This is a genomic window from Enterovibrio makurazakiensis (assembly GCF_050336585.1).
Classification (GTDB): Bacteria; Pseudomonadota; Gammaproteobacteria; order Enterobacterales; family Vibrionaceae; genus Enterovibrio; species Enterovibrio gelatinilyticus.
This window is the reverse complement of record NZ_JAKJSE010000013.1, coordinates 147,681-168,289: the sequence shown is the minus strand read 5'-3', so window position 1 is coordinate 168,289 and position 20,609 is coordinate 147,681. Positions and strand designations below refer to the sequence as shown.

Sequence of the window (20,609 nt, the reverse complement as noted above, 5' to 3'; positions counted from 1 at the left end):
ATTACAGCCCTCTCTCCTTCACCCATGGATAGACAACCACACCATCCTCAAGACTTTGAATACCGTTAACGACAATGACATCACCGTCAGATAGCCCGCTTTCCAGTACTTCACCATTAAGCACAATAGGAACATTTTTAACTTTGCCGCCTTCTTCTACTCGCCACACCGACGTCATGCCGCCGCTATTATCAATCGCGCTAGAAGGCAGCGTATTCTGAGCACTGACGGGTAAGCTTGTTGACACTTCAGCCGCCATGCCAGGCAAAACGTTCACACCATCAGGACGAGGCAAAGACACAGTAATTCGGTATGAAGCGGTAGTGGAATCAGCTTCTGTGTCCACTTCTTTAAATTCAGCGGGGAAAACCTGATCGGGATAGGCGTCAAATGATACTGAAGGAAAGTGCCTCATGGCCTCTCCCCCAGAGGCGAAATATTTAAATAGCCTTTCTGGCAGCTGGAAACTGACATTGATCACTTCGTTAGTCTGAATATGCATGACAGCTTCCATTGCATTCACATACTCAAATTTTTCTTTCACTCTTAAAGACACCGTGCCACCGTAAGGCGCTTTCAATGTTGTGTAGTTGAAATTGGATTGCGCTAATTCTAGATCGGCTTTGGCTTCGTTTAATGAAGAGACCGCTTTGTCAAAATCTTGAGCAGAGATAAAATTTGTCTTTTTGAGCTTCACAGCACGTTGATATTGGACCGTAGCAAGTGCATGAATAGATTTTGCTTTCTCTAAGAGCAATGCGTATTCAGCTTTATCCAGTTCCGCTAGCACTTTTCCTTCAGCAACATCTTCTCCTGAAAATGCAGGCATTGAAAGGATCTGCCCTGCGACACGGAAAGCAAGCACCGCTTTGTCGTCAGCTTCAACCATACCCGGAAACGTGCGCATAACATCACCTTCTCCGATTGAAATGGTCATGAGTTTTGCTGGACGAGCATCAGGCTCTGGAACAGGAGGCTCTTCACTACAACCACCTAAACTGAACAAAAACGCAAAAAAAAGCGTTCTTTTCATTGTAACTCTCCTTGTGAGCTCACTTTTATAGGGAAATTCGAAAGCGATTAAGTTGTCAAAGCAGACAACACAACACTCTCAAGGAAAGAGTAGACAATGGCAGGAGGAAATTGGTCGTATATCTTGATATTCTTATGTTTCACACGACAAAACGTATTTCTTGAATGAAATCACGCTATTAGTCATTTGTTTATGTGATCTTAATTCCATTCTATATGGAGCAAATTGCTTCAACTTCTCGCTCAATAGCCCCTGTTCTATCATTGAGTTGCGGCAAAAATGCCTGTAAATCTTCTGCGACCTTACAGTTCGTTTTTTCAATCCGTAAACACAATGCGGCTAAGTCATCGGCACCGATCATTGACGCGGCGCCCTTCATGCGATGAGCAATCTTTTTTACAGCATCAATATCTTCACTTTCTAACGCCTTCTGAAAAGCATCAATATCCGCTTGTTGAGAAGAAACATATTTACCAAGAATATGTTGCATCAGTTCTTCACTGTCACCGACCTGATCTCTTATTCGTGACAAGTCTAAACAAGAAATTTGAGCGTTTTCTTTCGCAGGTGACACTGGGTTTTTCTCTACTTCCATATACTCATTGCGAGCAGTGACATCCTCCTGATTTACGACTTCATCGTCACCGCCATGTAGAGACTCATCCCTCGATGTAACATGCTCACTGGCCACATAGAGCAACATCAACTTCACGAGTTGATCTTTGGTAAACGGTTTCGCTAAGTGAGCATTCATCCCAGAATCAATGCATCGTTCAGCATCACCCGACAATGCATTGGCAGTGACAGCAATAATAGGTGTTAAAGTGTCAAATTCACGGATTTTACGGGTCGCTTCAAAGCCATCCATTTCTGGCATCTGACAGTCCATGAGAATAAGGTCATACTGTTTTTCGCTATGCATTCCAAGGGCTTTCAACCCATTTTCAGCCAAAGAGGCGGTACAACCTAAACTGTTAAGTACCAAAATCATAAGATCTTGGTTGACCAAGTGGTCTTCAGCCACAAGCACATTCAGGCCATCAAACATCACATCGGCAGACGGTTTATCGGCAATATTAGTCGGCAAAGGATCGTCTATGGTAAGCGCGTTAAATAGAGTGTCTGGACTCACTGGGTTAATCAGACAAGGCATACCCAGCTCATCAATCATTCCGTCGTGACTGATCATAATGCTATTCGCAGCCCCATTCATCAATTCACGCATTTCGCCAATCTCACTATCATCAACAAACAATAGGGTTGATTCTGTGATGACATCTGGTGATGTTTTGCTGGGGATAAACTGAGAGACTGAAAGACCAATATTATTCAGATAAGCACTAAACACAGCGTATAGTTGGGGATCATACGTCGCAATCACCACGTTCAGAATTGCAACTTCCTCTTTCAGCGTCATTCCCGCAAATAATGTTTCTTGGTGATCGATAGACGCTTTTAAGGGGATATCGACGGTGAAGGTCGTGCCTGCCCCTTCTTTACTCACCACTTTCAATTCCCCGCCCATTAATTCAGTCAGACGTAGGCATACTGGTAACCCAAGTCCCGTTCCCTGGTACGACCGTGAATATGAGCTATCAACTTGCGTAAAGTTATCGAAAATGGCTCTTTGATTTTCTTCTCTAATCCCAATCCCTGTGTCTTTGACTTTCAAGCGCAGCAATACGTTGCCATCAACTATTGCTTGGCTAATATGAACCATCACAGAACCTTGCTTAGTGAATTTAACCGCATTACCAACAAGATTAAGAATTATCTGAGTGTATCTCACAGGGTCTATGCTGACCCAACGCGGTAGCTCGGGGTCAATCAAACAATGGAGACGGAGGTTTTTCTCAACGGCTCGTGCGTGAAACACCACCAAAGCATCATGAACAAGATCAACGAGTTCACTATCTTGTTCAAGCAGCTGCATTTTACCCGCTTCAATTTTGGTCAAATCCAACACATCGTTGATGATGTTTAGCAAGGCATTCGATGAATGTACTAAAGTATCGACAAAGTAGGATTGCTGTTGATTGAGTGGGGTATCTTTTAGCAAATTAGACATACCGACAATACCATTCATCGGTGTTCTAATTTCATGGCTCATCATCGCGAGGAAATTTGTTTTCGCTTCATTGGCACGTTCAGCATCATCTTTCGCTTGAAGCATTTCTTCAGAGATCAAATCATTGAGTTTTTTCTGACGAACAAAGTTAACCATGGCACTCAAACTCGAAAGTACCGGCTCAATCCATGACAACAAGTCATCATCATAACTGGTTGATTCATCGAACAAACACACAACACCCACTAGCTGATTCGAGAGAAATAGCGGCATGCATAAGGCGTTGATGATGAGCTTATTGTTGTTATTGGTTAAACCCGCAACCTGCAGGCTCCTATCGCCTTTTTGTGTTTCAATCACCTTAGTAACAACACTGTTCACAAAATCTTCGGACACATATCCATTTGCAACCAAACGTGTTTGAGCCAAAGGTCGATAGTTTTTCTTTTCACTGTAGTCGACTTCAACAATTAACCCATGGTTACTCTCACCAATTCGAAGCAATATTTTGAGTACTTCTTTAAAGCTATTGTGATAATCGTCGCTCACAAGAAACTTGTCTTGCAATGTTTTGACCGCGGAGAACAATTCAGCGCCCTTAGACACTTTTATTTTGTCGAGGTGTTGTTCTGTGATATCGCGAATAATTGCGACTTGCAGTGTTGATTCGTTTACTTCGATTTTTGTTGATCGGACTTGAACGATGAGCTTGTCGTTTGCTCGACTTAACTCATAGTTCAGATTTTTAGTGTTAAGACCATATAGCGCTTGAGAAAAGTACGCACGTGAATCAGGGACGATTTTGGAAATAATATTGGTCAGAGATAACTGGTCTTGTGGTACATCTTCAAGCTCAAACATCCGCTGCGCGGCTTCATTGAGTGTGGTCACTTGATGCTCTTCGCCAAGAACCAATAAACCATCTTTATAGCTATGAATGATGGTGTTGAGGTAGTTTTTGCTAGATTCAATCTCCTGAATCGCTCGTGCGTATTTCCAAATCAAGAACATGATCATGAGATCAAGCAAAAACACTTGGGCAATACCTGACAATATTTCAGATGTCAGCGAACTCTCAATAGGTCTGGGATCTTCATAGACTATCAACTCTCCAACTAGCCTAGGCTCCCCCAACTCTTTATAAAGAATTGGGAAACGATGTAGCCTAAACTCGTTGTCAAATCGTCCATCTTTGGGTGCGGTAATGTGCCGAAAACTGTCATCATTGGCGATGACCTCAACACGATATACAAAGCGAGATAGCGCTTCACTTTCTAGGTCTTTAATCACCGACTCAAAATCAAAGTTCCACATCTGGTTCGGTAGGCGATAAGACAATCGCGTTGCAATCGACGAAATCTCGTGTTCCAACTCGTTCTGCAAGCGCTCTTGGGTTTTCACATAATTAAAAACACCAAACATACTGAGAATGAGTGTCCCGCTAATTAGCAGGATGACCGCGAGCCTTGTTCGTATCATCAACATAAAATCAAACCTGCATGCTAGCCGTGATATCAGCGGTCATGGTTCGTGCACATTCGAATTCGCCCAATACCTTTTTGTCATTGAGCTTTAGATGATTACACCAATGGACTAAGCCGTTCCAATTGGCATGCTCGATATCATTGCACATGGATAGCAAGTTCCCATACACCCCTTCTTTCGACACGAGCGCTTTTTTTACATTCGGTGATAAATCCAAATGACTGATGATCTCAGACATAGGTTTACTTAACATTATGTCCAACATCGAAAACGCCCCGACGATGAAGGCCTCATCTTGATTAAAATTGCTCGATTCAAGTGTCAGCATGGATAATAGTGTCGCACGCGTTAATGCCGTACTTTGCAATTGCGCAGCATGCTGATGGTTTAAATTCGACATAATCAACAACGACACTAACCGCCTTAACGCCTGTACGCCCAAATACACCACCGCCTGACGAGGATTAGAGATCTTATTGGATTTAGTCTTGGCGAGAATGTTGGAACTCGCGATCACTTTGTAAAGCAAAGAAACGTCTTTCGAAATGATGTTTGTCAGCGTATCGATGTCATCAGGATTTCGATTAATCACAATACAAACATCGAGCAAAGACATGACTGACGGAGCGACATCTTCCGACCTAACGACTTGTGGCTTCTCAAAAAAGTAGCCTTGAAACAATGCAAACCCGAACCCTTGAGCGGCATTCAGTTCTTCCTGTGTCTCCACTTTTCGAGCAAGAAACACTTGTTGTGAATATTGAATGATGGTGTCTTCCCAGTCGGAAGGGTCACTACGTTCCATACTGACACTGACAATATCCACTAGCTCTAGATATCTTCGCCACTCATTTCTCATGGCTTTACTATCCATTAGGATACGGTAGCCTTCCGTACGATAGCTTCGAAGTTTGCTCACCAGATCTTGAGTGGGTAAACAATCTTCGGTTACCGAAATGATAAGATGTTGTGGCGGCAGTGCTAGTGGGATCTCATCCAGCAGTGATGATTCACCAAAACTGACGATGTATCGGATGTCGGCCTTTCGATCCGAACTCGCTAAGAAATTGGCACTCAGTATCCGAGATGTTGCCGTATCCTCGTCAACCGACGGGAACTTGTTCTCCAACCCTTCTCGGAATAAAAGCTCGCTCCCCCAATGCTTCAATTCGTTGTCGAAGATTGGTTGACACGAAAAAAACACTTCAGTCACTTAGTCATTGTCCCATTAATGAAACTCATTATTAAAATTTAGACCAAATGGCGTATTTTTCCTTTTTTTTCCGCGAAATAGATGAATCCACGACAACAATAAACGTTCTATCGCCTGAAACTAAAAAAAGAAGCCTATCGGCTTCTTTTCTCTTTGTCTTTCAAGGTGCTTACCGACTATTCGGCGACTTCTTCAATGCGAAAGGGAATACGTTGTGGCTTATCGCTAAAACCACCGACACTAACGCCGATAATTTTCTCTCCATCAGGTTCTACACTGGCCCAAATCAATGAGCGTTTGTTCAGGTTCTCACCTTGTTCAAACAAATAGCGGTATTTGCCACCCCCCTGATATACATGCAGATAAGATGCCAGCGCACCCGCAGCACTTCCCGTTGCCGACTCTTCATCTATACCCAACAACGGAGCGAAGTTACGACAACGCGCAGAAATATCTGACTCTGAAGGGGTTAACGAAAACACATGCACGGCCCCTGTTTTAGAGGCTTTGTTGAACTTTTTAATGGCAGCTAAGTTCGGAGTCACTTTATTCAGCACAGTTTCATCAGTCACAGGGACAATAATGTCGACCAAGCCAGTCGACACCGCTTTGACGGGTAAACCTGTTGCTAAAATATCCTCTGATGTAATCCCTAACAAAGGCGCGATGTCTTCAACAGAGAATTCTTTACCAAATTTTGGTAACGCTTGCTCCATTGAAACACGTCCTTCTTCAGAAATAGAGACCCCGAGAATGCCCGCACCTGTTTCCTGTTTGTAATCTCCCGCGGCCAACTTGCCATTCTTAAAGAGAACTGAAAATGTCCCAACAGTAGCGTGACCACAAAAGTCGACTTCATTGGTTGGCGTGAAAAAACGAACGCGAAAGTCTGCTTTCTTAGATGGAGATACAAATGCTGTTTCAGAATGACCAAGCTCTTTGGCGATGGATTGCATTTGTGTTGGGGAAAGATGGGCGCTATTTAAAACAACACCCGCAGGGTTACCGCCTTGATTATCAGCAACAAAGGCATTAACCACATAGACTTCAAGAAATTCTGACATCGCTACCTTCCTTGTTTTTTATTATTGTGTGTCGGCTATGCGCCTTATGACACGTTGGCATAGCGCGTTTAGGTATATTTGTTACAGTGTTACAAAAAAACAAAAAACACAAGAATTTGATGCTCTTTCGAGAAATGAAGCCCCTTTCCGAACCAAAATCGCTTAAAAGCGGTACAGCTACGATAATTCTCGGCTTATTGAGTACTTTGGTTATATTGCATAGGCTAGACGCTATTAATCATGCCCTATACCACTCCCTCCATCACCAGCACGTCTTTATCTTCACCGTAGCCTCGCTATGTTACTGACTTCAATTGCATCACGCGTTACTCGTAGTTCATGCTCGAATACCCATATTGCTTTCCACGTTCGGTAGGACAAGCAACGATTTCTTTGTAGATACACATATTGAGGTTGCTCGCATAGGGGTCTTTTCCTTAGAATACGAGACAAATAGACTATGGGTATCAAACAATGATCGACTTAGAAAACTTGATGAAAGATGCGCCTCAGCGCGAACCCGACCTTCCTTTGCCTTCTTTAGAAGATCAAAAACGCATCGCTGCAGAACTTAAAGCGCTCGAAGAGAAAGGCGAACTAACGCCAGAAGTCTTAGAAAAATACTTCGGCGGCCAATCAACACATTAATCGTTCTGTCATTAATGTGTATATCCAAAAAACGCGCTTTCCAGCGCGTTTTTTGTTGGTAGTTGTTCAGCCGACACCTCCGATCTTAAGATGCTTTCAATCATTATTGCGCGATTAAACAATTGGCCAGCGATGCCACTAAGCCATTGCTTATCAATACGTGCAATCACTTGTTCGGGATAGTGTCGTTCATTAACGAAAAAACCGCCCTAAGACGGTTTTGGTTAACATTTCAATTCGCACAAAACATATGCACGATTTCGCACCATTAGGCTCAGTTAAGCGAGGAGATCGAAACGGTCTAGATTCATCACTTTTGTCCAAGCTGATACGAAATCATCAAGGAACTTTTGTGTCGCATCTTGCGTGGCATATACCTCTGCCAATGCACGTAATTGAGAGTTTGAACCGAACACCAAATCAACACGAGACCCGGTCCATTTCAGTTCACCCGTTCGCCTATCTTTTCCTTCGAAGACATCATTGCCATCAACGGGGTGCCACTCCACGCCCATGTCCAATAGATTCACAAAGAAGTCATTCGTTAACGCTTCAGGGCGATCGGTAAATACTCCGTGGCAATGACCACCTGCGTTGGTATTGAGAACACGAAGTCCACCCACTAGCACGGTCATTTCAGGTGCGGTTAGCGTTAGAAGCTGCGCTTTGTCGATCAACATTTCTTCCGCAGAGACCGCATACTTGGTTTTTTGATAGTTCCTGAACCCATCCGCTTCAGGCTCTAGTACAGCGAAGGCATGAATATCAGTTTCATCTTGAGAGGCATCGGTTCTTCCTGGCGTAAACGGAACATCAACATGTTTGCCTGCATGCTTCGCTGCTTTTTCGATACCAACACCACCTGCAAGAACAATGATATCCGCAAGTGAAACACGTTTACCGCCAGTCTCAGCACTGTTGAAATCGAGCTGCACACCTTCTAATTTTGCCAATACATTGGCGAGTTCAGCAGGATGATTCACTACCCAGTCTTTTTGTGGTGCTAACGCAATACGCGCCCCATTTGCACCACCGCGCTTATCTGAACCTCGGAAGGTTGATGCTGAAGCCCAAGCTGTCGACACGAGTTGTGAGACCGTTAAGCCCGTTCCATCAATCCTAGACTTCAAATGCGCAATATCAGTTGCATCTACCAATGCATGATCACGCTCTGGAACGTGGTCTTGCCAAAGCATCACTTCACTCGGAATCTCTGTACCAAGGTAACGTGAGCGAGGCCCAAGGTCACGGTGCGTTAACTTGAACCATGCGCGAGCAAAAGCATCAGCAAATTGATCAGGGTTATTTAAGAAGTTACGCGAGATTTTTTCGTAAGCAGGATCAAAACGCAGTGATAAATCCGTCGTTAACATTGTCGGCAAGCGCTTCTTCGAACTATCAAATGGGTCTGGAATCACACCATCAGCATCTTTCGCCACCCACTGGTGAGCACCAGCAGGGCTTTTTGAAAGCTCCCATTCGTAGCCAAAAAGGTTTTCAAAGAAATAGTTGCTCCATTGTGTTGGAGCTTGTGTCCATGTCACTTCAAGACCACTAGTGATTGCATCCCCAGCCATTCCAGAGCCATGCGCACTTTTCCAACCAAAACCCTGCGCTTCAATTGGCGCTTCTTCGGGTGCAGGCCCAACCAAACCGGCATCGCCTGCTCCGTGTGTTTTACCGAAGGTGTGCCCGCCAGCTATCAAGGCCACAGTTTCCTCGTCATCCATTGCCATCCGCGCAAATGTTTCACGAATATCGGTGGCTGCAAGAAGCGGATCAGGGTCGCCATTAGGACCTTCTGGGTTAACATAAATCAGGCCCATTTGTACTGCCGCGAGTGGATTTTCAAGATCTCGCTCGCCGCTGTAGCGAGAGTCATCAAGCCACTCTTTTTCTGTTCCCCAGTACACATCTTCCTCTGGCGCCCAGATGTCTTCGCGACCACCTGCAAAACCAAATGTTTTGAAGCCCATGGATTCCAACGCCACGTTACCGGTAAGAATCAATAAATCCGCCCATGAAATATGTTGGCCGTACTTCTGTTTAACAGGCCAAAGTAAGCGACGGGCTTTATCGAGGTTACCGTTGTCAGGCCAGCTATTGATGGGGGCAAAACGTTGGTTGCCTGTTCCCGCACCACCGCGTCCATCAGATGTACGGTAAGTACCTGCGCTGTGCCATGCCATTCGCACAAACAAAGGTCCGTAGTGACCGAAATCAGCAGGCCACCATTCTTGAGAATCCGTCATCAGAGCATGAATATCTTGTTTGACTGCATCTAGATCTAATTGATTGAAGGCGTCTTTATAATTGAACTCACCGCCTAATGGATTCGATTCAGGGGTGTGCTGGTGCAAAATATCGATCCGAAGTTGATTTGGCCACCAGTCTCGATTCGTGGTTCCGCGACTTGGGCTGTTATGAAAAGGGCATTTACCTACGTCAGACATATTAATCTCTCCAAATGAAAACCTGTCTTACTTTGCTTGTTCAGTGCTCGTTAACAGGTATAGATGGATATGAGGTCGACAGCCAATAGGTTGTTACTACGGTTCCAATCGGTTTTTCCTATCTTACAAAAGAAGAATTACTATTTACTTTAAAATCAACGAGATAAATTAAATTTCGCCAACCAAAATGAAAACACATGTCTCGTGATTAACGCACTCGTGCAATTTGAGCTCTACATCCACCTTAAGTATTTTGAGGGGTTTATGTATGAGACGATAGTGACGAAAAAAAGCCCCGCGACTGCGAGGCTTGATTTGATAGAATCTATATCAGTGTAGTGTCACTCCGAAACAATGGGATTATTGCTGCTCCCATGGTCCCCAAGCTGACCCAGGCATATCGCCTTTCGTCCACCACTTCGCTTTGTAAGTATTGCCTTTATGGATAGTTAAATCACCACCCACATAGACTTTACCAGCACTCCACGTTTGTGCAGAACCGTCATCAAACGCTTCCCAAACAGAAGATGACCCAGGAGTTTCACCCTTCGTCCACCATTTCGCTGTGTACTCAACACCGTTATATGTCACCTTGTCGCCAGTGTTATAAATGGTGTCTTTATCCCATGAGCCGTTAACTGGGCCTGCATTGCCTTTCACGTTGACGACAACCGTCGCGTCGGCACTAGCGGCACCATCGTTCACGCTAACAACAACGCTGATCACGCTGTCTTTATCCGAATCAACCGTTGAAACCGTGATGGTCGCGCTGTTGCCATTCTGAGCAACAACACCTGCAGAAGCGGCAAACGTTAGCGCATCGCCATCAGCATCAGTCGCAGAAACTGTAATTACAGTCGCATCGCCAGCAGTTACATCGACAGAAGCCGGTGCATTTAACACAGGTGCTGTATTTTCAACTACGCCGCTACCAGTTACATTCACCGTAACCGAAGCAGAATCTGAACGTCGACCATCACTAACAACGACAGTGACCGTATCTGTCAGATCAGTTGCGGTGTTAGGCGCTTTGTAAGTCACAGTCGCTGTGCCATCGCCATTATCAACGACATCTGCACCTGCAGCCGTGAATGAAAGTGCATCACCATCTGCGTCTACCGCTGAAACAACAAAGCTAATCACCTGACCAGAATCCGCCGCTTGTGCGCCCGGTACCGAAATGACTGGCGCTTCATTTGGCAACACATTTGCACTAAACACGTTGTCAATCTGCTGCGCCAATGGCGATTTCAGGTTGGTACATTCCTTCAGCTTCGAACCATGATTGATAAAGGTGCCTTCACACTGAATGTCACCGTGTACCTGCCAAACAATGATGCCGCCAAGATCATGGTTAACCACATACTCGGCTTTCTTGCGAATGGCTTCCTCATCGTCGTAGCTTAGGAAATACTTCCCTTTTACGGCATAAGGGACTTCAGCGTTGGCATCCCAGAAATGCTCCCAACCATTTTGCTTAATGATGTAGTTGTAATTTGGTTGCCCTTCAAACACCTTCCAGTTATCTAGATCAACCGATGAAGACGTAGGGCCATCAACAGAGAAGTTCACCGTACGTTTGTCGGTTGGTGCGCCCAAGTAAGCTGTCGCTTCTTTGGTTTGAACGCCACGGCCATAGAAAGCAGCGCCGAAATTAATCTTGTTAGATGGAATGCCACGTGCTTGCATCCAAACACGCAAATCGTCCAGTGTTAACCCATCAAACTCTTCTTCTGGGTATGGATATAACGGGGAGTTGTGACCTGTCACGTTTGACCAACCACCGTTAAGGTCGTAAGTCATCATGTTGAAGTAATCCATCGAGTTCGATAGACGGTTCCAGTCATAACCTTCAAGTGCAGCAGGTACCGCTTTAAATGCGGCGGTTAGAAGTTTGTCGTTACCAATACGCGCACGAATATCATCCATCAATTGCTCAAAGTTAGCGTAATCAACGTCTGTACCCGTAAAGTTCATGCCACCAGAGCCTGGGAATTCCCAGTCGATATCGATACCGTGAAAGCCCAGCGCCATCAGTCGATCAATATCAGCAAGGAAGCGCTCTTTCATAGCTGGGTTTGCGGCCATTTCGGGGAAGTGTTTTGACATACTCCAACCACCAATAGACGCCATGACTTTCACGTCTTTTTGGTTAGCCAAGTCAATCAAACCTGGTGCGCCACCGGCTTTCTTCAACGGGATCGGCATTTGACCCGTCACGCCAGAAGGTGCATGTTTCCAACCGCGACCATCTTTTACAAAGCCTTGAGCTTGCACTTTAGCTAGCTGATCAGCTTGCCACGGTTCATTCCCTGGGAACTCGTGAATATACTCAAGTTCACCCCAAAGAATGTGGAAATCCCAGCTTGAATATACATCTGGGTGCAAAAGTGGGCCTGGCTCTTGAACCGAACCATCTTGATAGATGTTTTTATTGCGAAGGTCACCACTGTGCAAGGAGCCATCTTTCGCCACGCCAAAAAAACTAAAATTTAGAATGGAGTAGATATCCATATCTACGTTCAAATGCGTTGCTTCGCCTTTAACGCTAAAACCTGCATCAGTCCCTTTCCACGCTTCCCATTGCGTTAGGTAACCAATCACGGCTTTATCATGCGTTGGTGCAGCGTATACAGACGCACTCATACCGAGAGCTCCTGCAACACATGCGGCAACCGCTGTAAACTTAAGTCCTTTATACATTGTTATTTTTCTCCACGTATTGGATGTTGGTTGGTGTGCTCCCCTTACTGTTTCACCACTTAATTTTCGACGCGAATATAAATTCTCAAGTTTGGCACTACGATTCGGAATGTAGTTAGTCAGTTACATTTTTTTCGCCATTTCTTTGCAGCAAAGCATCGATTTCACACCAAAATAGAAGTAGATCACGCCGATACGCAAATTCATAAAAACTGTTACATATCAATTAGATTGAACGAGGATCACAGGGTGTTTTGTTTCATGAAACGGGAAAAAAAAAATCCCCGCCTGTATAAAACAAGCGGGGACAAACTACAAAGGAGTACGCGCTAACTAGCTATCCCCGTTTCAGGGGAGAGTGAGTATAGCTGTGCGTATAAGCACGATATTGGTAAAGCAAATGGCATACCAATAAATCCTGAAGAGGCCGGATTCAGCTCCATTGGCTATCAAACCCCGTCAAACCGTATTCTTTAATGGTTCTAACCAGTTAGATTCAATAGATTACGAGACGTTATGGCGCAAAGATTGCACCAAAATAGAGCATCCATAGCCTGATACTGATACCCCAGTAATCTTGTTTGAATTTAACGATTCCAATCTGTGCAATGCTTAAGGATAATGAAAGTACCTACCCCTTTGCAGTTCAATCGGTTGACGCCGAGACACTCCGAGTTAGATGGGTATAATTTTAGGCTCAGCCAATAACAAACAGTGAGATAGCTACCATGGATTTTGCGTTACCTCTCATCATCATCGTGATATTCGTTTTCATCATTCTTATCCGCCAGAAAGCAAAAAAAGTGGCAGAAAAGAACAAGCAATTGGGCGCTGAATTCTTAGAAAAAAATGCGCAAGAAGAAGGGGTTATCACTACTGAATCTGGGCTTCAATACAAAGTATTAGAAGAAGGCGAAGGTGAAATGCATCCAACAGCCACATCACGCGTTCGCGTTCACTACCATGGTACTTTGTTAGATGGTTCAGTGTTTGATAGCTCAGTACAACGTGGTGAGTCTATTGAATTTGGACTTAACCAAGTGATAAAAGGTTGGACAGAGGGCGTCCAGTTGATGAAAAAGGGTGGAAAAACACGATTCTTCATTCCATCAAACTTGGCTTATGGTAATGCAGCTGCAGGTTCTATTGGGCCGGGTTCAACCTTGATTTTCGAAGTCGAATTATTGGATTTCAGCTAACACCAAATATAACTCGTGTTAGAGCCAAAAAAGCCGCATCCTTAGATGCGGCTTTTTGTTACCCGTTTTAACGTTCCTAGTTAACCAAAGCGCTAGTCAACCAGTTCAGGTCCTATTTCATCTCTGACGCCATTTCATCTGCACTAAGGGTCCAACAAACCGCCTCTTCAAGCGGTAAAGGCTTCGCAAAATAGTACCCCTGACAAATTTCAATATCACAGCCTTTCACGAATTGTTTTTCAGCTAGTGTTTCAACACCTTCAGCCACAATTTCACACCCTGTCACTTCACTGATTTTCGCCAACAATTGATATAGATTTTGCCCGCGTTCTTCTTGAACATTCAGCAACAATGAACGATCGAGCTTCACTTTGTCGAAGTTAAACTTAAGCAAGTGCGGAAATGACGCGTAACCAGAACCAAAATCATCAATCGCCACTGTCACACCCATCTCTTGAAGTGCCGCAATGTTGCGAGCAATGTGAGTATGGTCATCCAAGATTGCTTCTTCGGTAACCTCAATTTCTAACGCCGTAGCGGGCAATTGATAATGAGCCAACCGGTCAGTGATATAGTCAACCACTGATGGATTTGAAATCGTATCTGCCGATACATTCACACCGATTTTGCATCCCTTTTCCAGCGGGAAGGTCTTCATATCGGACAACACTAAGTCGATCACCATGGTGTCGAGGTGCCACATAGCCCTCAGTTGCTGAAAGTCAGCAACAAATGTAGGCGGATGCAACTTACCATGTTCATCTTTATAACGAACAAGCGATTCGAAAGAGAGATGCTCAGGGTCGTTAAGATGTACTTGAGGCTGATAGAACATCACAAATTCGCCGTTACTCAGCATGCGACTAACACGCTGACTAACCTCATGCATGTTGATGTAGCTACCCATCGAATTGTTCACATCGCCGAGAAATGACTTCATGGTGCTATTTTCAATTTCGCTTTTGCGGATAAGCGCCTTATCGTCAATGCCACTATTGCCAGCATAGAGCAAGTAAAAAGGGCGATACACTATAACGCCAAGAGCCACCACCACAACTTGAAGTAACACCCCACCCACGCTGTCTTGCGTTGCGATATATCCGCTCAAAAATGGGGGCGTCATCCAATCTACTATTGTGCTAACTGGGTTTACCCACCCTAATGACATAACGCCATAAACAGTCACAAAACTCAGAATAGGAACGAGAATAAAAGGCACAATGAGGATTGGGTTAAACACAATCGGCAAACCGAATAGCAGTAGCTCGTTTATGTTAAAAATCACCAACGGTAAAGCGGATAGCGCCAACGCAGTATGACGTCGATCTTTTGAAAACAACAAAATGCAGCAAAGTAAGCTCAGGGTATTTCCCGACCCACCAATAGACAAAAACGCATCATAGAATCCTTGCCCTAGAATGTTTAGACTCGCCTCACCCGCTTCCCACGCGGAAAGGTTGAGTTGAGTATCTTCAAACAGTTGTTGCTTGACTCTAAATAGGAAATTATGGCCATTTATGCCCACAGAACCAAGCGCACCAAGTATAAAGAGATAAACAACACCGCCATCAAACGTGAGCGGGTCAATCATCAGTAAATCGCGGTATTTATCAAAATACGAGATGACAGCTCTAGTCAGCTCGGAAAACGCCATTGTGAGTAGCAAAAAACCGAAAAAATGTGCAACTTGTTTATAAAGAGAACTAACGAAATCCACTCGTAACGGATTCAGCGGATACAAACGGAAAGACACGCAAGAAGCAGCAGCGACACCCGAAGTTAATATTGCCACTAACGGATTATTTGGTAACCCATTTTGTCCAGAGACCAAGCCATTCGCTAATGAGATAGTAACGAACATCGCGAGCGCATAGGGCGTGACCACCATGGGGTTAACACTATGTTTGGACGACAAATAATACGTAGAAATCAAGCACAGGACAGTCGGATATACCCCTATCAACATGTTGGAGAAATCAAAAAACTGTTTTGCCACCGAAGGGAAATTTGAAAAATTCAGAGCATGCCCAACGAATATCGACATCGCGTTACAAATCGTTAAGGGCAGAATCAATAAAAATACGATCGATATGTCACGTACATACGTGTCGTAATAAGATCGGAGTGACGGAAATACTCGCATATATAATGACGGATCTCGTTATATACGATTCAATCGTCGAAATCAGAAAGCTAATCGAACTCCGTTTTTTTGACAGACCCAAGGAAAACGCCATTTTCCGTTTCCAGAAAAGCGTATCTTTATGAGTAATGATAACGGAAGATTAGTGGCTTTCGTTGCTAACTCAGTATCACTAAGCCAACGGCTTACGAAAGGCTGTTTCCAAACGTTGTTTCGGTATGATTGATAAATTTTTCGCGCAGTATATATGTGAGAATATCGCCACTCAATTGAAATATATCTTTTTATTGTAAGCAGAATCACACCAATACGAAAAGTCACCAAAAGACTACAAAACAACGTAAAACCATCAACAAACCTGCGCTAATTTCAACCAGCTAATCCAATTGCATATGAATCGCTAACCCGTCAATCAGTGCAATCAATTCAATTGACATGGGTCGTCATCTCAATTTTATCGAAAAATACGTCGACGTGAGTGTCACATTAGGTCAATTACAGGAGGAAATGAGGTGGAGGTGGTTCGCTTTTCACCAAGTCGGACACAATCTGCAGACCGCGTTTTATGCTATACCGACTTGCTTCCACGCCCAGACTAATTCGCACATGATTTATCTTACTGTCTGCATCCAAACTAAAGGGTTGGTACCCAGTCAATTGCACTCCAGCTTGCCGTGCTGCTTCCAAGAAATTGTCGGCTTGCCACTCACTCGGTAATGTTAGCCATACATGCTGACCGTATGGGTGCGCCGAAAACGACAGACCCGAAAGGCACTTTGCAGTTAAGCGCTGTCTTGCAGCAAATTCCTGCCTTTGAAACGCTTCAATGCGCTCAACAGAACCATTCACAATCCAATGGCTCGCGATTTCAAATGGCAAAGGCGTTGCCATCCAACTCGTTGCCGCTAAGCGGCCTACTGCATGGTGCTTAAGGTGACGAGGCACCACCAAATAACCTACACGTAAACCAGGAGCAACAGTCTTTGTCAGGCTCGTCACATAGAAGCTTTGATCAGGAATGATGCTCGAAATTGGTGGTACGCGATGAGGCTCAAGTGCTCCATACACATCATCTTCAATGAGAGTCAGATTGTATCGTCGCACAACGTCAGCAATTGCTATGCGACGCTCAAGACCCATGTGTGCATTGGTCGGGTTACTCATGCTTGGCGTACAGGCTAGCGCTTTGATATCTCTTTGCTGACAGGCTTTTTCCAGTGCTTCAGGGATGATGCCTTGCTCATCCATATCAATGCCGCACAACTTAAAATTGAAAATTTTAGAGCGGGCAATCAACCCATGATCAACCAATCTTTCGCAAGCAACAGTATCACCGGAGGAGATCGCTGTACCCAGTGCAAGTACCAAGCCATGACATGCACCGTTCGTGAGCAATACACATTCAGCTTCCGCATTGAGTTTTTGCTGAGACAAATAGTGCAATGCCGCCTCGATATGACGTCGTTGGCCGGGTACGGGTCGTGGTGAATTCAGAAGATGCGCGGTCTCACCGCTTTGCGCAATGGTCATTAGCGTTTCGTTGAATAACTGCGTTATCTGATTGGTGTAAACCGGATGCGCTATCGACATGTCTATCACATCGTCAACAGAATGTTCGCTTTTTACATCTTGTGTCAGTAAAAATTCGCTCTCCCTACCCTGCGCAAAACTGCGTACAAACGTACCACTTCCCACCCACGCTTCAACCGCCCCCTGCTTTTCAGCATGTGCATAGGCATTGCTCACCGTCTGTACGCTCACAGACAGTTGATCAGCGAGTTCGCGATGAGGCGGTAGCTTCGTGCCTGACACCAATATGCCAGCAGAAATTTGTTCGATTATCGCTTTTGAGATCGCTAGATATTTCGGGAGCCCTGAGGCTAATTCGAGGTGTAAGTTAATTGTCATAGTTCAAAGTTTTTATTGACCAAAATTTAACCGATGGTGTATGTGTAATATATGTTAATGAAAGGTTTCATGACATTGGCTTTACATTGATCTGCATTGAACTGCCTTGTCATATAAAAACTGTAGTCCTTCGAAATTGAAATGCAAAGGAGACAGACCACTGAACAAAACGCGCGACATGTACGTTCCTTAATTCGGAGCTAAACATGAAGCAAAGCTGGGAGGCAAAACAGCCATCTTGCAATAAAGACGGAATATCGACCCCGAATTCCTCTTGCTGATGACTGGCGATGACTCTTGTGATGTCAACGTTCGTCCAATTGGGCGGTATGTTTAGGAGAAAGGGGCATGAGTGACGTTGTGCTAAATTTTACGCTCGAAGAGTTCGGCGTCCGGCTGGCGAAAGTCCGTGCAGCCATGGAAATAAACGAGATTGATCTGCTTATCGTTCACGACCCTTCCAATATGGCGTGGCTAACAGGTTATGACGGCTGGTCGTTTTATGTTCCGCAATGTGTCGTTATTGGTCACGAAGACGAACCATTGTGGTTCGGTCGTAATCAAGACGCTAATGGCGCACGACGAACCGTCCACATGCATCATGACCATGTAGTGGGTTATCCTGACCACTATGTCATGAATCCGCCACTTCATCCGATGGAGTTTCTTGCCACTTCAGTACTCACTGAAAAGCTGTGGGATCGTGGACGTATCGGTGTCGAAAAAGACAATTACTATTTCAGCGCCACGGCCTATGAGGCACTTCGCGACAATCTTCCCTTTGCGTCTTTTGTCGATGCAACAGGGCTGGTCAACTGGTGTCGAGCAGAGAAATCCGAGCAAGAATTGTATTACATGCGGGCTGCCGCTCGTATCGTCGAAAACATGCACCGCGTCGCCTTTGATTTGATTGAACCCGGCCTGCCAAAACACATACTGGTTGCAGAAATAAACAAGCACTCTGTGATTGGTCATGATGGACACTTTGGCGACTACGCCGCGATCGTTCCCCTTCTTCCCTCAGGAATCGATGCCTCTGCGCCCCATCTTACCTACGACGATCGTCCCTTTAAAAAAGGAGAAGGAACATTTATCGAGATGGCGGGGGTACATCGACGTTATCACTGCCCTCTATCTCGTACCATTTACCTTGGCGAGCCTGCGGATCATTTTAAACGTGCCAATGAAGCGCTCAACGAAGGCTTAGAAGCGGGTTTAGCCGTTGCTCGCCCTGGTAACACCTGCGGCGATATTGCCAGTGCGTTAAACGCCATCATGGAAAAGTACGGCTTTGACCGTGGAGGCTCGCGCTGCGGATACCCGATAGGGATGAGTTACCCTCCCGATTGGGGCGAGCGCACAATGAGCTTACGAGAAACCGACTCAACGATCTTGAAAGAAGGCATGACATTTCATTTCATGCCAGGTCTTTGGATGGATAATTGGGGTATGGAGACAACAGAAAGTATTGTCATCACACAATATGGCGCAGAAACCTTGTGTAATTTTCCACGACAATTGTTTGTTAAACATTGAACTGCTAATCGTTAAGCCTAAGCCTAAGCCTAAGCCTTGCATATCATTCACAGCTACACATATAACAACAAAGCCGAGGAAAAGCATCACATGGAAAAACTCCCGCCAAGCTCAGTATCAGCCACTGTTGATTTTGATGCAGACGGAATACAACACGGTTTCTTAAAACTGCCGTTTTCACATGATGCTTCCGCATGGGGGGCGGTCATGACCCCTATCACGGTGATAAAAAATGGTGACGGTCCAACGGCATTATTAACCGGCGGCAACCATGGTGACGAATACGAAGGCATAACTTCGCTACTGAAACTCACCCACACGCTTTCAACAAAAGACATACAAGGCAGAGTGATCGTTATTCCCATGATGAACCAACCCGCCGTGGACGCAGGAAGTCGCGTTTCTCCCATCGATAATGGAAACATGAACCGCGCCTTCCCCGGGCATCCTTACGGCAGCATGACTGAGCGAATGGCAGATTACTTTACTCGCCATTTGATCCCCCTTTGTGATACTGCACTCGATATCCACTCCGGTGGCAAAACACTCGACATTTTACCCTTTGCTGCGGCTCATCGCTTGAGCGACAAAGCCCAAGAATCTCGCTGTATCGAAGGCGCGAAGTTATTTGGTGCGCCCTTTTGTTTCTATATGGAAGAAATGGACCCAACGCAGCTTTATGACACGGCAGTAGAAAGCCAAGGTAAAGTGTTTGTTACCACAGAGCTTCGTGGAGGCGGAACAACGACACCAGAGACAATACAAATGGCCGATCGTGGGATACACAACTTTCTGGTTTACAGCGGCATATTGAAAAGTCATTACCTCCCCCCATCTTCTTCTCCAATCGAATTGGAGATTCCTCACGCCGAGTGTTATCTGCAAAGCGAGCACAATGGCATTTTAGAACTCTGCGTTGCATTAGGCGACACCATTGAGAAAGGTGACCTCATCGCCCGAATATATTCCACCGAGCGCACTGGACAGCAACCTGCTCAATATCACGCAGAAACCAGTGGCATCATTGCTGCTCGTCGTCACTCATCAAAAATCTCCCTTGGAGACACTTTTGCTGTGTTGGCAAAGGCGATCGCATAAGCCTGCTTCTCACATAGCCCTGATGCTCTGAAAGTCCATTACACAAAAAATGAAACGC

General features: G+C 45.0%; 12 protein-coding genes. 4 read left to right on the top strand and 8 right to left on the bottom strand.

Annotated features, from left to right (window positions below; genetic code table 11):
- Position 1: 1 nt before the first annotated feature.
- From L4D06_RS11395 to L4D06_RS11380, 4 genes are all read right to left on the bottom strand, one after another.
- Positions 2-1,033: an efflux RND transporter periplasmic adaptor subunit gene (locus tag L4D06_RS11395; protein WP_274163252.1), complete on the bottom strand. Its 1,032-nt coding sequence runs from the start codon at positions 1,031-1,033 to the stop codon at positions 2-4.
- A 211-nt stretch (positions 1,034-1,244) separates the two neighbouring features.
- Positions 1,245-4,586 (bottom strand): ATP-binding protein, encoded by a 3,342-nt coding sequence (locus tag L4D06_RS11390; RefSeq protein ID WP_429739480.1) that lies wholly within the window; start codon positions 4,584-4,586, stop codon positions 1,245-1,247.
- A gap of 4 nt (positions 4,587-4,590) precedes the next feature.
- On the bottom strand, positions 4,591-5,799 hold the full coding sequence (locus tag L4D06_RS11385; protein WP_429739478.1) for an EAL and HDOD domain-containing protein: 1,209 nt from the start codon (positions 5,797-5,799) through the stop codon (positions 4,591-4,593).
- A 176-nt stretch (positions 5,800-5,975) separates the two neighbouring features.
- Complete coding sequence (locus L4D06_RS11380; protein ID WP_274163255.1) at positions 5,976-6,863, bottom strand: PhzF family phenazine biosynthesis protein; 888 nt, start codon at positions 6,861-6,863, stop codon at positions 5,976-5,978.
- Positions 6,864-7,337: 474 nt separating this feature from the next.
- Here L4D06_RS11380 and L4D06_RS11375 point away from each other — a divergent pair, with 474 nt between their 5' ends.
- Entirely contained in the window at positions 7,338-7,511 is a 174-nt protein-coding gene (locus L4D06_RS11375) for an ATPase (RefSeq protein ID WP_429739476.1), read from the top strand.
- Between the two features lie 278 nt (positions 7,512-7,789).
- Here L4D06_RS11375 and katG read toward each other — a convergent pair whose 3' ends face one another.
- A complete protein-coding gene (katG, locus tag L4D06_RS11370) occupies positions 7,790-9,964 on the bottom strand; it encodes a catalase/peroxidase HPI (RefSeq protein WP_429739474.1) in 2,175 nt (724 codons plus the stop codon).
- Positions 9,965-10,324: 360 nt separating this feature from the next.
- Positions 10,325-12,667 (bottom strand): glycosyl hydrolase family 18 protein, encoded by a 2,343-nt coding sequence (locus L4D06_RS11365; RefSeq protein ID WP_429739472.1) that lies wholly within the window; start codon positions 12,665-12,667, stop codon positions 10,325-10,327.
- Positions 12,668-13,395: 728 nt separating this feature from the next.
- Between L4D06_RS11365 and bamJ the strand changes: the two genes are divergently transcribed.
- Positions 13,396-13,866, top strand: a complete 471-nt coding sequence (gene bamJ, locus L4D06_RS11360) for a BamJ family beta-barrel-assembly machinery protein (RefSeq protein ID WP_274163259.1) — start codon at positions 13,396-13,398, stop codon at positions 13,864-13,866.
- A 112-nt stretch (positions 13,867-13,978) separates the two neighbouring features.
- Here the strand turns inward: bamJ and L4D06_RS11355 are convergent, their stop codons facing one another.
- Complete coding sequence (locus L4D06_RS11355) at positions 13,979-16,009, bottom strand: EAL domain-containing protein (RefSeq protein ID WP_429739471.1); 2,031 nt, start codon at positions 16,007-16,009, stop codon at positions 13,979-13,981.
- Between the two features lie 495 nt (positions 16,010-16,504).
- On the bottom strand, positions 16,505-17,917 hold the full coding sequence (gene ehuR, locus L4D06_RS11350; RefSeq protein ID WP_429739469.1) for a MocR-like ectoine utilization transcription factor EhuR: 1,413 nt from the start codon (positions 17,915-17,917) through the stop codon (positions 16,505-16,507).
- A 348-nt stretch (positions 17,918-18,265) separates the two neighbouring features.
- Here ehuR and doeA point away from each other — a divergent pair, with 348 nt between their 5' ends.
- Complete coding sequence (doeA, locus tag L4D06_RS11345) at positions 18,266-19,453, top strand: ectoine hydrolase DoeA (RefSeq protein ID WP_274163262.1); 1,188 nt, start codon at positions 18,266-18,268, stop codon at positions 19,451-19,453.
- A 90-nt stretch (positions 19,454-19,543) separates the two neighbouring features.
- Positions 19,544-20,551 carry a N(2)-acetyl-L-2,4-diaminobutanoate deacetylase DoeB gene (doeB, locus tag L4D06_RS11340; protein ID WP_429739468.1) on the top strand — a complete coding sequence of 336 codons (1,008 nt, stop codon included), beginning with the start codon at positions 19,544-19,546 and terminating at the stop codon, positions 20,549-20,551.
- The last annotated feature ends 58 nt before the right edge of the window (positions 20,552-20,609 follow it).

Bases quoted from the DNA above. Each gene is read 5' to 3' on its own strand.
- doeB (WP_429739468.1), top strand. From the start codon at position 19,544: ATGGAAAAACTCCCGCCAAGCTCAGTATCAGCCACTGTTGATTTTGAT.
- L4D06_RS11380 (WP_274163255.1), bottom strand. From the start codon at position 6,863: ATGTCAGAATTTCTTGAAGTCTATGTGGTTAATGCCTTTGTTGCTGAT.
- L4D06_RS11395 (WP_274163252.1), bottom strand. From the start codon at position 1,033: ATGAAAAGAACGCTTTTTTTTGCGTTTTTGTTCAGTTTAGGTGGTTGT.
- doeA (WP_274163262.1), top strand. From the start codon at position 18,266: ATGAGTGACGTTGTGCTAAATTTTACGCTCGAAGAGTTCGGCGTCCGG.
- katG (WP_429739474.1), bottom strand. From the start codon at position 9,964: ATGTCTGACGTAGGTAAATGCCCTTTTCATAACAGCCCAAGTCGCGGA.
- L4D06_RS11365 (WP_429739472.1), bottom strand. From the start codon at position 12,667: ATGTATAAAGGACTTAAGTTTACAGCGGTTGCCGCATGTGTTGCAGGA.
- L4D06_RS11375 (WP_429739476.1), top strand. From the start codon at position 7,338: ATGATCGACTTAGAAAACTTGATGAAAGATGCGCCTCAGCGCGAACCC.
- ehuR (WP_429739469.1), bottom strand. From the start codon at position 17,917: ATGACAATTAACTTACACCTCGAATTAGCCTCAGGGCTCCCGAAATAT.
- L4D06_RS11390 (WP_429739480.1), bottom strand. From the start codon at position 4,586: ATGTTGATGATACGAACAAGGCTCGCGGTCATCCTGCTAATTAGCGGG.
- bamJ (WP_274163259.1), top strand. From the start codon at position 13,396: ATGGATTTTGCGTTACCTCTCATCATCATCGTGATATTCGTTTTCATC.
- L4D06_RS11355 (WP_429739471.1), bottom strand. From the start codon at position 16,009: ATGCGAGTATTTCCGTCACTCCGATCTTATTACGACACGTATGTACGT.